Origin of the sequence: Paenibacillus vietnamensis, from assembly GCF_020169515.1 — a bacterium.
Taxonomy (GTDB): Bacteria; Bacillota; Bacilli; order Paenibacillales; family Paenibacillaceae; genus Pristimantibacillus; species Pristimantibacillus vietnamensis.
In genome coordinates, this window is sequence record NZ_JAHMHW010000029.1 from 36,354 (window position 1) to 52,076 (window position 15,723).

Here is a 15,723-nt window from a genome sequence, read left to right on the forward strand (position 1 = left end):
GATGGCAATGCCGCTAATCCGCAAGCCTTTCCGTTTCAGGAGGCGGTCCAAGCTGTTCCGGATGAGCCGTTTCGAGAAAGTAGTCGTTTTCCTGCTCGTTCTGTTCAGCGCGTTTATGCTTCTGCCGCTTGTCTATATTTTCAATCACGCGTTTAAGCCCTATGAGGAATTGTTCGTTTACCCGCCGACGATTTGGGCACGAAATCCGTCGTTTCAAAACTTCGTAGAGCTGTTCCAAATGACGTCGGACTCGGTCGTTCCGGTTACGCGCTACATTTTCAACAGCTTATCCGTAGCCGTGCTGAGCGTCATTGCCGTGACGGGAGTAAGCGCATTATGCGCCTACCCGCTGTCCAAGCACAAGTTTCCGGGAGATAAGCTCGTATTTGCGACCATTATGCTCACGCTGCTATTTGCGCCGGAGACCGTTTCGATACCGCGTTATCTCGTTGTCAGCCATTTAGGCATCATGAACACTTACTGGGGCCATATTTTGCCTATGGTAGCCGTACCGGTCGGCGTCTTCTTAATGAAGCAGTTCATCGACCAGATTCCGAACGAGCTGCTCGAATCGGCCCGGCTGGACGGCGCGAGGGAGATTATGGTGTTCCTGCGGATCGTCGTCCCTGTCATTTTGCCGGCGGTCGCTACAATCGGCATTATCTCGTTCCAGTCCGCCTGGGGCAACACCGAGACGTCGACTCTATTCATGCAGGATGAGCAGATGAAGACCTTTCCGTTCTTTATCTCGACTCTGACAACGAATATGGCGAACAACGTGGCAAGGCAGGGGGCCGCCGCCGCCGCCGCGCTGTTCATGTTCATTCCGAACCTGATTATTTTCCTCGTATTCCAGAGCAAGGTCATTGCAACAATGGCCCATTCCGGCATCAAATGAAACCGCGGGAGGAGAAGCTATGAAGCCTTCACAATTAAACATGATCCGTCTCCTGCGGGGCTTGCTGGCCGTGTGCCTCGTATGGGTCGCTTTTCCGGCGGTTGTATCCGCCGATTATCCTTATTCAACCAATTACAAATCCGGAACCGGTTCACTTGTGTGGACGCAGGCCGCTTTCGCGCCGGAGCAGGTGCTTGGCAGGGATATATTTATCGCTGATCCGAACGATCCGTCGAAGCAAGTGCAGTCGCCGCTCGCGCAGCCGCGCGATCTGTTCATCGATTCCGAAGACCGGATGTATGTCGCCGATTCGGGCAACAACCGGATTGTCCTGTTTCACCCGAACGGCGAATTCGACCGGATTTTGCCGGCGCTCGAAGGAACGCCGCTGTCGAATCCGCAAGGCCTGTTCGTCGATGGGAAAAACCATCTTTATGTCGCCGATACCGGCAACGCCAGGGTCGTTATGCTCGACCGGCAGGGTAAGCTGCTGAAGGAGTACAAGCTTCCGGAATCGAGGTTCATTCCGGAGGATTACCGCTTCGAGCCGATCAAAGTGGCGGTCGATAAACGCGGATTTTTGTACATTGTATCGCTCGGAAGCTATAACGGGCTGCTGCAGCTCGATCCCGAAGGCGGCTTTGTCCGCTTCTTCGCAGCCAATAAGGTTCCGTTCACGGTCCTCGACTCGATCAAGCGAATGTTTTATTCGAAGGAAATGTACGAGAAGCAGCTCAGCAAGCTGCCTCCGGCTATCAACAACGTGAACATCGACGATCGGGGGTTTACGTACACGGTTTCTTTCGGGGAGCAGCTGGACAGCGAACAGGTGAAGAAGCTGAACAATGCCGGCAAACATTTCCTCGGTGCCGGAAGCAACCTGGGGCCGGGCAATAATACGTTCGGCGAGTACCGGTTCCGCACGGCCGCTCAGAAGGCGAATCTGAAGGACATCGCTATCGACGCGAGCGGCAACTTCTCCGTGATCGACGGAGATTCCAAGATGGTCAGCCAATATGATGCATTCGGCAACCTGCTGTTCTTTTGGTCCGGCGATGCGAGCCCGAACACGACGCAGCTCGGCATCGTCAAGAGCCCGGCGGCCATCGACATCAATTCGAAGAACGAGCTGTTCATTTTGGACGATAACGCGAATTTGATCCAGACGTACCATCAGACCGAGTTCGGCGCGCTCGTCTATAAGGCGAACAACCTTACCGTTGACGGAAGGTATAAGGAAGCCGAGCCGCTATGGCGCGAGGTGCTTCATCTTAACGCGTATTATGCGCCCGCGATGATCGGTCTTGCCCAGTCCGCCTACGCCAGTAAGGATTTTGCGGAGGCGAAGAAGCTGTTCCTGGACGCGGGCATTCAGGAAGGGTTCTCGAACGCTTTCTGGAAAATCCGCCTGCAATGGTTCCAGGACCGATTCGGTTTCTTTATGAACGTTTTTCTGGCGGCGGTTGTCGTGTTTCTCGCGTATAAAATGGCGGCAAAACGTTTTCCGGCGCTGCAAAATCCGCCGATCCGGCTTCGGATACGGTCCCGCTTGCTGGGGCAGCTGAAGCATTCGCTGTACGTGCTGCGCCATCCGATCGACGGCTTCTCCGCGCTCCGTTACGAGAATAAGGGCAGCTACTTGAGCGCATTCATTATCCTGGCGCTGGCTTATATCTCTTATGCGGTGTCCCGGACGCAAACGAGCTTTACCTTTAATATGGAAGCGATCAAGCCGATCAGCGGAATGACCGTCTTTCTCCAGTTTTTCCTGGTGTGGATCGGATGGGTCGTATCCAATTATTTGGTCAGCAGCATTTTGCGGGGCGAGGGACGTTTCATGGACGTGTTCGTCGGCAGCGCCTATGCGCTTACGCCGTTTATCGTAGTCGGCCTGCCCCTCACGCTAATCTCGAACGGCATGTCGCTTAGCGAAGCGTCGATTTACAATTTCCTTCACCAGGGCATGATGGTATGGATCTTCCTGCTGCTCGTCTGGAAGGTTCAGTCGCTTCAAAATTACTCGGTGGGCGAAACCGTAATCAACCTGCTGTATACGGCCGGTACGATGATTGTTATCGGCGTGCTGTGCTTCATTTTGTTCGGTCTCAGCACCGAGCTGCGCAGCTTTATTTATTCGATTGTTCAGGAGGTGTCGGCGCGTTGACGGAAGCAAGCAAATCTTACACCAAGCTGCGCAGGCTGCTTCCTTGGGCGGCGCTTTCCGCGGCCGTTATACTGGTCGTTCTGTATGTGTGGACCCATTCCATAGGCCCCGATGAGGGACAGGCGGAGCAGGTGCAGGCACAGCAGACCGCCGTTCCCGCAGGACTGAAGCCGGCCGTGAGCTCGAACGGGGAGCTGCCTAACGAAGCCGATTTCGAGCAGGTGGCCGAAAGCGGGACGCTCGTCCTCTATGCGGATAAGAACACCGGACATTTCAAAGTCCGCGACAAACGGGACGGGCACGAGCTGCGTTCGTACCCGGATCCGGAGGATTGGAAGCTGGAGACGATTTCCGGCGCCTGGCGGAACCACCTCCTGTCGCCAATCGTGATGGAGACGGTCGAGAACGCTTCGAAGACGGAAGTAAAGGTAAGCAGTCTGCTGTCGATGAAAGGCGGCATTATGAGCTGGAAGCCGCTCGAAGACGGCTTCGCCGTTACGTTCGGGATTCCATCCGTTCAGATGGCGGTTCCGATCGAGGTGCGGCTTAAGGACGATTACGTGGAAACCAAGGTCATTGACGCGGAGCTCGCCGAGGGTAAGGTTTCGCTGATTAATTTGAAGGTTTACCCGTTTCTGGGCGCGGCACAGCCGGGCGGACAGGACGGATATTTGCTTCTGCCGGACGGCTCGGGGGCCATCTACAACATCAAGGAAAATATCTCGAACGACCGCAGCGTGTACCGCGAACCGATCTACGGCATAGACAGCGCGTTCAACTCGGTCTATACGAACCGGAAGCCGATTACGATGCCGGTATACGGGATCAAGTCGGGGGGCAGCGCCTTCCTGGCCGTTGCGGACGAAGGGGAGGAGTACGGTTACATGTATGCGGCGCCTTCAGGCGTTTACAGCCGGTATGCCTGGGCTACCGTCGAGCATAATTACCGTCTTCAGTACTTTCAGCCAACGACGTATGACAAAGCCGCAGGTTTTTTCACGTTCAGCAAAATCAAATTCGGCGGCGACCGCAAAGTGCGTTATTACGTCCTGCCCGAATCGGCAAGCGATTATTCCGGCATGGCTGCGAAATACCGCGATTATTTAATGAAGGAGAAAGGCCTGAAGCAGCTGGAAGCAGGCGGTTCGGAGCTCCCGCTGTATCTGGACTTAATTGGCGGGGATTCGGAGAAGGGCTTCCTTCGCAACAAATTTATTACCGGAACGACGACGGACGAAGCGAAGTCGATCGTGGACCGGCTGCATGCGCAGGGCGTTCCGCGGCTGGTCGTCACCTATCAGGGCTGGCAGACCGGAGGCGCAAGCCGGATCGGCTTCGGCACGAAGGTCGACAAGCGGCTTGGCGGCAATGACGGCATGCGAAGCTTCGCCGAATACGCGAAGTCGAAGGGCGACACCGTCCTATTGCAAACCGATTACACGCTGAACACCGACGGCGACGATTTTGATCCGAAGAAGCAGGCGATGCAGGATCAGGCGGGCTCCGTCATGAAGTTCTCCCGCCTGCAGTCGAATGACGAGGTTGCGATCGTGAGCCCTAAGGTGTCGCTGAACAAGATGAAGGATGCGCTGAACGGCTTTGCATCGCTGGGCGTTGACGGCCTTCAGCTTTCGGGAACCGGCAATATGCTGTTCAGCGATTACAACCGCAGATCCCTCAGCAGCCGGGAGGAGGCTTCGGCGCTGCAGAGCGAATTGCTTGATACCGTGGGGTCGAAGCTTGCCGCGGTAACGGTGGCGGGCGGCAACGCCTACGCGCTGAGCGGCGCGGACGCAATCAGGCAGATGGCGGGCGATTATTCGTACGACCTGTTCCTGGACGAAGCGGTGCCTTTCGCCCAGATGTCGCTGCACGGGCTTGTGCCGTATACGATGAACTGGGGCAATGCGAGAGACGAGTACCGCAAGGATTTTCTGCGCAGTATCGAATACGGGGCGGCTCCGACATTCGGCGTGATGCATGCCAAGACGGAGAAGATGAAGAGGGCTTACACCGTCTGGCAGTACAGCTTGAATTACGACGAATGGGAAGAGGCGATCGTGAAAGAGTACAACCGCTTTAACGAAGCGCTTGGAGATGTCCAAGGCGAATTTATGACGAGCAACCGGACGATCGCTCCGAAGGTGAAGGAGTCGGTATTCTCGGGCGGAAAGAAGATTATCGTGAACTACAACGATACCGAGGTAACGGTCCTGGGAACAACGGTTCCGGCGCAAGATTTTGTAGTGGTGAAGGGGGGAGAGGCGCAATGAACGGCTGGATTCGGATGAAAAACAGAATGTCGCAGCGATACGAAGGCATCTTTCTCATTTTGCCTTGGATCATCGGATTTCTCCTGTTCGTCTCGTTTCCTCTCCTATACTCGCTCTATATGAGCTTTCATAACGTCCGCATTACCGGGACGGGCATTTTGCACGAATATGTCGGCACCAAGTACTACAACAACATTTTGTTTCAGGACGGCGGCGTCTTCTACGATCAGCTTCTGCCGTTTCTGAGACAGGTTCTGTTCATGATTCCGATCATCGTCATTTTCTCTTTCATGATTTCCATCATGCTGAACCAAAAATTTCTGGGAAGAGGCTTGTTCAGAGCGGTGTTCTTCCTGCCGGTCATCTTCTCCTCCGGCAACGTTATCGAACGTTTCTTGAGCCAGGGAAGAGGACAGCTCGGGTTTCTGGAGCAGTTCTCGATTTCGACGGCGCTTACGCAATATTTGCCGGCTTCCTGGTCCACGCCGATCGTCAGCGTTCTGAACTCTTTCGTTCTTATTTTGTGGTATTCCGGCGTGCAGATCCTGCTGTTCCTTGCGGGCCGCCAGACGATTTCGGCGTCCGTTTACGAGGCGGCGCGCATTGACGGCGCGAATCCATGGGAGATGTTCTGGAAAATTACGCTGCCGGCTATGATGCCGTTCGTGCTGCTGAATACGATATACACGGTCGTGGATCTGTTCACCTTCCCGGGCAATCCGATCATTGCCAGCGTCAATCCGACGCAATACGGACCGACGAGCGCATTGATCTGGGTCTACTTCCTGATCATACTGCTGTTCATGGGACTGGTGATGCTGCTGCTCGGCAGGGCGGTCCGCGTCACGACGCAAACGAGGTAGGAGGAGAGAAGGATGGAGAAAGTATTGAATGTTCTCCGGCAGCGGCAGCAGCAATTCGGCCTGCTCAAATGGGCCGAGCGTCTTCGGCTGCTGCTTGTAGGGCGGGAAGCGGATAAAGGGCTGTTGTTTCGCATTTTCATTTACATTGTGCTGATCGAAACGGCGTATCTGTATCTCAATCCTATTTTATATATGATATCCAACATGGTAAAAGGGCTCGACGATTTGCTGGACCCGACCGTGAACTGGATTCCGAAGGCGATCTATTGGGGGCATCTGAAAGAGGCCTGGGAGCTGCTGAACTATCCGAGCTCGTTCGGCGTCAGCTTCGGCCTGTCCATAGGCGCGTCGCTCTTTCAGCTCGTCGCCTGCGCGATGGCCGGATACGCGTTCGCCAGGGTGCAATTTCCGTTCAAGCGCTTCTGGTTCGCGTGCCTGATCTTTACCTTCGTCATTCCGCCGCAGGTAACGGTGCTGCCGCTGATTATTATGTACCGGGAAGTAGGCTGGATCGATACGTACTTCCCGATGCTGGTTCCGGCGCTGTTCGGGCACGGCCTGAAGGGCGCGCTTTATGTCATCATTTACCGCCAGTTTTTCTCCATTCTTCCGAAGGAACTGGAGGAAGCGGCGAAGATCGACGGCGCGAGCCTGTACCGGGTGTTCTTCAAGGTCATGCTGCCGATCGCAACGCCGGCGATTGTCGTCGTCTTCCTTTTCTCTTTCGTGTGGAACTGGAACGACAGTTATTTTCCGATGATGTTCCTGTTCAAAATGCAGGACGTTCCGCTCTCCATCGCGCTGGTGAAGGCGACAGGAGACTTGACGACGGAAGAAGGACGGCTGTTCGCCCAGTCGATCGACATGGCCAAGTCGTTTCTGGCGGTCATGCCGCCGCTGGTGCTGTACCTGTTCACGCAGCGCTGGTTCGTCGAAGGCGTCGAGCGGACGGGTCTTGTGGAATAGCAACGAATTGAAGGGAGTGCAAGCAGGATCATGAGCATGCAAGAGGTGGAACGCTGGGGAATATTCGAGGTTGCCTTGACCGGTCCTTCGGCAGGCAATCCGTATGCGGAGGTCGCTTTGTCGGCGACCTTCGAATACCGCAACGACCGGATCGAGGTCGAAGGCTTCTATGACGGGGACGGCATCTATCGGGTCCGGTTTATGCCGGATCGGGAAGGGACTTGGCGGTATGTCACGAAGAGCGCCGAGCCGGAGCTGGACGGCGCGGCGGGAAGCTTTGTCTGTACGGCGCCGTCAGCCGGAAATCACGGGCCCGTAAGGGTAAAGAACGGTTATTTGTTCGCATACGAGGACGGAACGGGCTACATGCCGTTCGGTACGACCTGTTATCACTGGACTCATACGGGGAACGGGGCGCACGAGCGGCAGACGCTGGAGGAGCTGGAGAAGTCTCCGTTCAACAAGGTCCGGATGTGTCTGCTTCCTACGCGGGACATGCGCCCGGACATGGTCGTATTCGCCGGGACATGCCCGGAGGATGCGGATACGACCCGGTTCAATCCGGCGTTCTTCGCCCATCTGGAGGGGCGGATCGCCGATTTGATGAAGCTCGGAGTGGAAGCCGATCTGATTTTGTTCCATCCCTACGACAAGGAGGGCGGCTGGGGCTTCAACAATATGTCGCGCGAACAGGACTTCTACTACCTGCGTTACGTCATCGCCCGTTTGGGAGCGTACCGCAACGTCTGGTGGTCGCTGTCGAACGAATACGATTTCAACAAGAGGAAGACGGTGGAGGATTGGGACCGGCTGCTGCAGTACGTGCAGCGTAAGGATCCGTACCAGCGGCTTCGTTCGATCCATAACGGTACAAAAATGTACGAAATATCGTCTTTGTACGATTTTTCGAAGTCATGGCTTACGCATCAAAGCATTCAGCACTGGGATACCGTGCCGACAACCGAATGGCGGGCGGCCGTTCGCAAGCCGATCGTTGTCGACGAAATTTCCTACGAGGGCAACGTCGGCAAGCGATGGGGCAACATTACGGGCCTCGAGCTTGTGCACCGTTATTGGGAGGGCTTGACGAGAGGCGGCTTCGTCGCCCACGGAGAATGCTTCGAGAATAAGCCGACCCGGTCCTGGATATCGGCCGGAGGCCGCCTGTACGGGGAGAGCACCGAGCGGATCCGTTTTCTGCGCCGGCTGATGGAGGAAGGCCCGGAGGACTGGATGGCGGCTCGCGAGGAAGGCGCATATGCGCTTCTGTACATGGGCAAATACCGCCTGACGTCCTGCAAGCTGCCGCTGTCCCCCGACCGGGAATACCGGATCGAGCTTATCGATATTTGGGACATGTCGGTCACGCCGCTGGACGGCACATACGCGGGACAGAGCGAGCTGGCGCTGCCGGCTAAACCTTACACCGCTTTGCGCGTGCAAGCAGTTTGAGAGGAGAGAACGGAGTGATTCAATACCAAGATACAGTGGAGCGCTTTGGCAAATTCGAGCTGAGGCTGGAGGGGCGCAAGGACGACAGCCTGTATGCCGATCCGGGCCTGCGGGCCGAATTCAGCAAGGGGGAGCGTCATTTTGAAGCCGAAGGCTTCTACGACGGCGACGGATGGTTAGCCGTCCGTTTCATGCCGGACGAGGAGGGGGATTGGTCGTTCCGGATCGAAGGCGGGTCCGTGCAGGCAGGCGGGTATACCGGACATTTCCGGTGCATGCCGGCAGGTGCCGGCAATCACGGGCCGGTGGGCGTATCCGGCGAAACGCGCTTTGCTTACGCGGACGGCACGCCGTTCACGCCGTTCGGAACGCAGCTTGCCGCATGGCATGTACAGAACGGCTCCAGCCGCAGCTTGACGCTCCGGACGCTGGCGTCGGCGCCTTTTAACAAAGCGCGGATGTATGCCATTCCGCAGGCCGGGCAAGCGGCAGCCGGCGAGACGGCTATTTCCCCGTTCGCGGCAGGCCCGGACGGACTTCCGGACGGCGGCCGCTTCAATCCGGCTTATTTCGCCAGGCTGGAGGAATGTGTGGAGAGCCTGTCCCGTATCGGCGTGGAAGCCGAGCTTATCCTGCTGCCCGCAGATTCGGAACGGGAAGGAGCTGTCCGGCTGACGCCGGAGCAGGAAGAGCGTTATATCCGGTACGCGGTTTCCCGTTTGGCCGCTTACCGGAACGTCTGGTGGACGCTGGCGGATTTGGGAGACGGCGGCGGACGATGGCAGGATGCCGATTGGCTGGCCTATTTCCGGGCGCTTCGCGAATGCGATTTCGGTCATCATCTGACCTCGATCCACGGCACTCCTTCCTCGTTCGACTGGGGCATTCCGTGGCTGACGCATATCAGTCTCCGCCAGGAGGACGTGATGCTTGCCTCGGACTTCACGCTGCAGTACGAGAAGCCGGTCGTCATTGACGATTGCGGCCGCGAGGGTGCAGGCTCGAATCCGATGGATGCGCTGACGCCGGAAGATATGGTGTACCGCGTATGGGAAGGCTTATCCCGCGGAGGCTTTGCGGCCCATGGGGAATCGCTGCGCCGGGCGGATGGAACGAGCTGGTCGATTCATGGCGGCGAGCTGATCGGCGAAAGCGCGGAGCGGATTACGTTCCTGCGCGGTCTGCTGGAGGATGCCCCGAGCGGCTTGACGTACAGCAGATTTAGCCATGACGCTTCGACCCTGAACCGCAAGGGAGAATTTTATTTGCAGTATTATGGGCCTCATCGTTTCACTTCGCGAGCCTTCGCGATGCCGGAGGGCGATTTTGCGGTGGAGCTCATCGATACATGGAACATGACGGTAGAACGGCTTGACGAAACCTACCGGGAAAGATTTGTGATCAAGCTGCCAGGCGAGCTTTACCGCGCCCTGCGAGTGCGCAAAATCGGCGAAGGGACGGCGCCGGCCGAGGCGGGCAAGGATCAGGTGACAGCTTAGCATTGAGAAGACGAAGCCTTCCGCCAGGACGAACAGACCTGATAGCGGAAGGCTATATTTCGAAGAACGGAAGGAGACCGCTGGAAATGAACGCATACCGATTAACAAGTTCGGCCGGAAAGCGAAGCGTTGACGTCAGGCAGTCGGACAACGATATCTTTATTCAATTATCCCGGGATGGAGACTCCAAGCCTTATTTTCAAAATTCGCTCGGAAGCATGGCCGTTTTTTCCGAGGGTCGTCCATGGCGGGAGGAGCGCCTTCGCCTAAAAGATGCCCGAATCGGGCAGCACGGCGGCACGCTGCGAATCGAAGCGGACGGCGGCGGGCTGTTCCTGACCGTTGAGCTTTCCTTCGATGCGGAAGGGCTGCTCCGGGTAAACACGATCTGGGAGAACCGCTCGGGCCGGACGATATATGACGCCGCAGTCGGCCTCGAATGGGAGCTGTCTACATGCGGCACGGACAACGTGACGATTCCGCATATGATCTACAACAATAACCCGTCGGCCGACCCTGCCAGACTTGTGCCTCATCTCGGCGCAGGCGAAGGCAAGGGCTTTATTTGCGAGGAGCACCGACTTCCGATTCCATGCGTGAACGTGGAGTGGACGGAGAAGGGGGACGAGTGGCGCCGGTTTTTGACGATGTTCTCTCTCCCTTCTTATATCGAGCTTCCTGACGGCACGGTCCATTACGGCTCACTCGGCGCATATAAGCGTGAAGGCAGCGTCGCGATTGCGGCGATGAGCGGCGTGCTGATGTTCAACGGCGAGAAGGACATCGTATACGTCAGCAAAAGCCAAATTGAGCCTTATTCCGGCGGCTATACCGATTTTGCGCCGGGCTTTGCACTCTCGAAAAGCTATGCGCTCGAATGGGGACCGCAGAAGGAGCCGGGCCGCGCTTTCTCGCAAGCCGTTCACCGCGCCGTGGCGCTGTACGATCCGCAGGGTGCCGCTCCGCTATCGCTGGAGGAGATGATCCGGCTGAAGACGGCGGCCATGGATGACCGGTGGAGGGAGACGGACCGGGCTGCAGGCTACGTCAAGTTCAACGACCGGAATTCGTTCGGGCTTGTGTCGAAGCATGGGCTTCACTTCATGTACGGCTGGACGGGACAATGCCTGAAGCTGGCCTGGTGCGACGCATTCCTCGGCTTCGACGGGCAAATGAGCGAGCGGGTCGAGCGCTGCCGGAAGGCCGTTGAATTTTACCTCGCCGAGAGCGGCACCGCAGTGCCAGGCCTCCGGAGCGGGGCTTATCACCTGGAGGACGGCAGCTGGCGCAATTTCAGCCGTCAGCAGGAGCCCGTCATCTCGAGCCGCGCCTTCGGGGAAACCGTCGGCGATCTGGCCGATATCATTCTGCTGTTCCGCAGCCGGGGAGAGCAGGTTCCTTCGCACTGGACAGCGGCGCTTGAGCAATCCGCGGCCTTCCTGCTCGGTGCGATTTTGCCGTCCGGCATTTTCCCGGCCACATGGAAGCTGGACGGAAGCGCGGCCGAAACGGAAATTACGGCCGCAGGCATTCCGTGCCTGATCGCGCTGATCAAAGCTTGGCAGGTAACGGGAGCGAGCACGTACCTGGACGCCTCCCGCGCTTGCATGGAGCAATATTATGTGCTGCATGCGGAAACGTTTGAGCGGCCGTTCGCCCGTTCCACGCTTGACGCAAGATGCGAGGACAAGGAAGCCGGCATGTTTTTCTTCGTTGCGGCTTACGAGCTTTTCCGTCTTACCGGCGAGGCCAAATTCCGGAGATGGGCGGAGCTCGCGGCGGATTGGCAGCTCACCTACGTCTATATGTGGAATCCGGAATACGATCGCGGCACGTCGTTCAGAGAAAAGAACTTCCAGGCGATCGGCTGGCCGGGCGTGAGCGTGCAGAACCATCATATCGACGTCTTTTTCCCTACCTTCGAGCTGTGGCAGTTCGGGCTTCTTACCGGGAACGAGATGTATGTGCGTCTGGCGCGGACCGTATTTGGCGCGCTTGGCCAAGGCATATGCACCGAGCCGGGCGAATGGGGCTTTACCGTCGTCGGGGAGCAGGCGGAAGGCTTTTTCCCGTCCAACTTCCAAGGCAGGGGCCGTTCGAACACCTGGAACCCGTCCTGGGTCATTTCCGAGGTGCTGCATCATGCCCTGCGGTTTCGCGAGGCTTCGGATAAGGGAGAAGTTCCGCAAGCCGCTGTTCAAAAGAAGGAGGGGTAAGCCATGTCCATCTTATTTCAAACGGCAAGTTCGATTGTGGCGGGAACGGGCTCGTTCGGCACGGTTGCCGGGCATATCCGCTCGCAGCTTGGACCGGTCAAACGCGCGTTGCTCGTGACCAGCCCGAGCATCAGAAGAAACGGTTTGGCGGAAGCGCTGCGGGTGCAGCTGGATAACGCCGGAATCGCCTCCGCTTTGCTGGAGGACGACATCCGTCCCGAGCCCGAAGCGGGCGATATCGAAGCGATGCATGCCAAGCTCGGCGGAGAAGCGTTCGACGTCTATATCGGACTTGGCGGCGGAAGCGTGCTGGATGCGACAAAGCTGCTGGCGGCGCTCGCAAAGAACGACAAGCCGCTTACGAGCATGCTGGGCATTGACAATATCGAGAACGACGGCGTACCGACCGTGCTTATCCCGACGACGTCGGGCACCGGCTCGGAGGTGACGCCGAATGCGATCGTGACGATTCCGGAGCGGCAGCTGAAGATCGGCATCGTCAGCCGCCGGCTGTATCCGAAGCTTGCGGTGCTCGATCCCGAGCTTACGCTTACGCTTCCGAAGGCTGTAACGGCCGCGACCGGAATGGACGCCTTCACTCATGCGCTGGAGTCGTTCATCGGCCGGAAAGCGAATCCGATCAGCGACATGTTCGCGCTGGAATCGATAAGGCTCATTAGCGGAAGCATAGTGGAGGCTTACGAGAACGGCAGCTCGATCGCCGCGCGCTCGGCGATGCTGTACGGCTCCGCTTACGGGGGCATGGCGCTTGCGGCTTCGGGAACGGCGGCCGTGCATGCGCTCGCCTATCCGCTCGGCGGCCGGTTCGGCATCGCACACGGCGTCGCGAATGCGATGCTGCTGCCGCATGTCATGGAGGCGCAGCTCGGTGCGGTCGCCGGCCGCTTCACGCTTGTCGCCGAGGCGATCAGGCAGGGAACGGGAGCCGCCACAGGCCGGTCAAACGATGAAGGGGCCGAAGCGGAGTGGGCGCTCGCGAGAATTGCCGAGTGGACGCAGTGGGTCGGCATTCCGCAAAATCTGGCGGAATACGGGGTGACGGAGGCCGACCTTCCGTCTTTGGCCGAAGGCGCGTCACAAGTGAAGCGCCTCATGGACAATAATCCGAAAGCATTTTCGCTCGGCGAGCTTGAGCAGATCTACCGCAAGCTGTTGCCGGCCGCAGGAATATAGGAGGCGCTCATATGCGAACGATTGTGGTTGACCGTAACGGCCGCGGCGATTGCCGGACCGTTACGGAAGCGATTGCGGCCGCGCCGGATTTCGCTTCCGAACGAACGCTGATTATGGTGAGGAACGGAACGTACAGGGAGAAAATAACCGTTCCGCCAAGCAAAACCCATTTGTGCATCGTTGGAGAAAGCCGGGACGGGGCCGTCATCGTCTATGACGATTCCGTTTCTAAGATCAAGCCGGACGGCGTGAAAATGACGATGTACGAAACGCCGTCCTTTACGATACTAGCGGATGATTTTTATGCGGAGAATGTGACGTTCGCCAACTCGGCCAGCAGGCTGGAGCCTCGGGGCCAGGCGCTTGCGCTTCATGTCGAGGGGGACCGTGCGGTCTTCCGGAATACGGCAATTGTCGGCCATCAGGATACGCTGTACACGCCGGGAAGCGGCAGGCAGCTCTATGACAGCTGCTATATCGAGGGGACCGTCGATTTTGTGTTCGGATCCGCGACAGCTGTGTTCAAGGAGTGCGAGCTTCATAGTCTGGATCGTCATAACGGATATGTGACGGCGGCTTCCACCGGGGAATCGCAGCCTTACGGCTACGTCTTCCTGGACTGCCGGCTGACGGGAGCCGCGCCTCCCGCGACCGTCAGTCTCGGCCGGCCCTGGAAGCCTTACGGAAGCGCGATATTTGTCCGCACATGGATGGATCGGCATATCCGTCCGGAAGGCTGGGATAACTGGCGCGATCCGGCCAGGGAAATGACTTCGAGGTTCGGGGAATACGGAAGCACGGGACCGGGGGCGGAGACGGCTGCCCGGGCAGGCTGGGCCAGAGAGCTGCCTGCGGAAGAGGCGTCGGCATTGACGGTAAGAGGCGTGCTGGAGGGCCGCGACGGCTGGAATCCGGAAGAGGTGCGCGCGGCCGCCCAATGAGCTGGTTGCGATAGGGAGCGTTTGTGGTTTTATTCTTTCAAGACAAGATGATAGAAAGCGATCCGCTCCCGTCTCCAGGTGTAGGTGACATAAATGTCGTTGCCTTGAGCGACGACCGCGGGATACGAATATTGGCTGATGCCCGAATCGAGCGGAAGCTCCTCGCCCCATGTCGCGCCGTCGTCGCGGGATATCCGCAGCACAAGCGGGGTGCGGGGACCTTTCCCCTTCGGGTCGTCCTCGCGCGGCAGCGTCGGATTGTAGGCCATAGCCAGCGAGCCGTCAGGCAGCTGCGCCAGATCGAAGCCGCTGTTATTGTTCGGCATATCGGTCGGATAAGCCTCGCACCAAGTTCGGCCTCCGTCCTGCGAATCGCTGCGGTACATGGCTCCTTCGGTGCTCCGGGCCAGAAAGTGGACCGAGCCGTCCGCCGATTCCCAAAGCGTCGGCTGAATGATGCCCTTCAGCTTCAGCTTGCTGTGATCAAGCGGAACGGCAGCCGTCTGCGTCCACGTATCGCCCTGATCGTCGGATATTTCGATGAAAGCGTCCCATGCGGGCTCTATTGAATTCGGTGCGAGCAGCGTGCCGTTACGAAGCATGATCGGCTTGTTCTTGACGGGGCCGCGTCCTCCGATGTCGCCGGGCACCAGCTCCTTGGGCTCGGACCAGGTAAGGCCGTAATCGTCCGAATGAATGATGCGGGTGAACCACTGGGCAACCCGGGGGCCGACCTTGTAGAAAAGCAGCAGCCTGCCGTCGGGCCTGAGGTACAGGACTGGATTCCAATGCGGAACGCCTTCCTCGTCCGCGGCCTTGACCGGCGCGGCCCATTCGCCGTCCGTTCTGCGCGCCGTCCAGATCGCCACGTCGGGAGCGCCTTCGCGGGAGCCGCCGAACCAGGCGGCCAGCACATCGCCGTCCGGCAGAACAACAAGCGTGGACGCGTGACAGCTTGCAAACGGGCGGTCGTCTTCGAATACAAATTGTTTGGCTTCAACCGATAACGTCATGAAAAAACAACACCTCCGAAATGATTGGCTTGACTATAATTGGATCCGATAGGGAAGCCGTTACCATCTAGCGTATGCCGTTGCATGATCCGGTTCAATAGGGCATTCCGGTACGAGGATCGTGTGATAGCGCTTATTAATGAATAAAAAGGAATGGCGGTGCCGGGATAGATCCAGGCTCGCCATTCCTTTGTGCGCTTGGCAGCGCAATCGACTAAGGAGTGGAAGTCTCCAGTACACCGCG

At 58.0% G+C, this 15,723-nt stretch carries 11 protein-coding genes; 10 read left to right on the forward strand and 1 reads right to left on the reverse strand.

Annotation, left to right across the window (positions count from 1 at the left end; genetic code table 11):
* Position 1 precedes the first annotated feature (1 nt).
* From KP806_RS26770 to KP806_RS26815, 10 genes are all read left to right on the forward strand, one after another.
* The gene (locus KP806_RS26770; RefSeq protein WP_224726807.1) at positions 2-898 is read left to right on the forward strand and encodes a carbohydrate ABC transporter permease; all 897 of its coding nucleotides are present in this window, start codon (positions 2-4) and stop codon (positions 896-898) included.
* Between the two features lie 19 nt (positions 899-917).
* The gene (locus tag KP806_RS26775; protein ID WP_224726808.1) at positions 918-3,062 is read left to right on the forward strand and encodes a YIP1 family protein; all 2,145 of its coding nucleotides are present in this window, start codon (positions 918-920) and stop codon (positions 3,060-3,062) included.
* On the forward strand, positions 3,059-5,335 hold the full coding sequence (locus KP806_RS26780) for a DUF5696 domain-containing protein (protein WP_224726809.1): 2,277 nt from the start codon (positions 3,059-3,061) through the stop codon (positions 5,333-5,335). The genes KP806_RS26775 and KP806_RS26780 overlap by 4 nt, the downstream gene beginning before the upstream one ends.
* A complete protein-coding gene (locus tag KP806_RS26785; protein ID WP_224726810.1) occupies positions 5,332-6,198 on the forward strand; it encodes a carbohydrate ABC transporter permease in 867 nt (288 codons plus the stop codon). The genes KP806_RS26780 and KP806_RS26785 overlap by 4 nt, the downstream gene beginning before the upstream one ends.
* A gap of 12 nt (positions 6,199-6,210) precedes the next feature.
* Complete coding sequence (locus KP806_RS26790) at positions 6,211-7,164, forward strand: carbohydrate ABC transporter permease (RefSeq protein ID WP_224726811.1); 954 nt, start codon at positions 6,211-6,213, stop codon at positions 7,162-7,164.
* A 30-nt stretch (positions 7,165-7,194) separates the two neighbouring features.
* The gene (locus KP806_RS26795) at positions 7,195-8,616 is read left to right on the forward strand and encodes a DUF5060 domain-containing protein (RefSeq protein WP_224726812.1); all 1,422 of its coding nucleotides are present in this window, start codon (positions 7,195-7,197) and stop codon (positions 8,614-8,616) included.
* A 14-nt stretch (positions 8,617-8,630) separates the two neighbouring features.
* Complete coding sequence (locus KP806_RS26800; protein WP_224726813.1) at positions 8,631-10,115, forward strand: DUF5605 domain-containing protein; 1,485 nt, start codon at positions 8,631-8,633, stop codon at positions 10,113-10,115.
* An 86-nt stretch (positions 10,116-10,201) separates the two neighbouring features.
* Complete coding sequence (locus tag KP806_RS26805; RefSeq protein WP_224726814.1) at positions 10,202-12,331, forward strand: hypothetical protein; 2,130 nt, start codon at positions 10,202-10,204, stop codon at positions 12,329-12,331.
* Positions 12,332-12,334: 3 nt separating this feature from the next.
* On the forward strand, positions 12,335-13,525 hold the full coding sequence (locus KP806_RS26810) for an iron-containing alcohol dehydrogenase (RefSeq protein WP_224726815.1): 1,191 nt from the start codon (positions 12,335-12,337) through the stop codon (positions 13,523-13,525).
* A gap of 11 nt (positions 13,526-13,536) precedes the next feature.
* Entirely contained in the window at positions 13,537-14,466 is a 930-nt protein-coding gene (locus tag KP806_RS26815; protein ID WP_224726816.1) for a pectinesterase family protein, read from the forward strand.
* A gap of 29 nt (positions 14,467-14,495) precedes the next feature.
* Here the strand turns inward: KP806_RS26815 and KP806_RS26820 are convergent, their stop codons facing one another.
* A complete protein-coding gene (locus KP806_RS26820) occupies positions 14,496-15,479 on the reverse strand; it encodes a sialidase family protein (RefSeq protein ID WP_224726817.1) in 984 nt (327 codons plus the stop codon).
* Positions 15,480-15,723 lie beyond the last annotated feature (244 nt).

Coding starts and splice junctions, on each gene's coding strand:
- KP806_RS26770 (WP_224726807.1), top strand. CDS start 2: ATGGCAATGCCGCTAATCCGCAAGCCTTTCCGTTTCAGGAGGCGGTCC.
- KP806_RS26775 (WP_224726808.1), top strand. CDS start 918: ATGAAGCCTTCACAATTAAACATGATCCGTCTCCTGCGGGGCTTGCTG.
- KP806_RS26785 (WP_224726810.1), top strand. CDS start 5,332: ATGAACGGCTGGATTCGGATGAAAAACAGAATGTCGCAGCGATACGAA.
- KP806_RS26790 (WP_224726811.1), top strand. CDS start 6,211: ATGGAGAAAGTATTGAATGTTCTCCGGCAGCGGCAGCAGCAATTCGGC.
- KP806_RS26795 (WP_224726812.1), top strand. CDS start 7,195: ATGAGCATGCAAGAGGTGGAACGCTGGGGAATATTCGAGGTTGCCTTG.
- KP806_RS26805 (WP_224726814.1), top strand. CDS start 10,202: ATGAACGCATACCGATTAACAAGTTCGGCCGGAAAGCGAAGCGTTGAC.
- KP806_RS26810 (WP_224726815.1), top strand. CDS start 12,335: ATGTCCATCTTATTTCAAACGGCAAGTTCGATTGTGGCGGGAACGGGC.
- KP806_RS26815 (WP_224726816.1), top strand. CDS start 13,537: ATGCGAACGATTGTGGTTGACCGTAACGGCCGCGGCGATTGCCGGACC.
- KP806_RS26820 (WP_224726817.1), bottom strand. CDS start 15,479: ATGACGTTATCGGTTGAAGCCAAACAATTTGTATTCGAAGACGACCGC.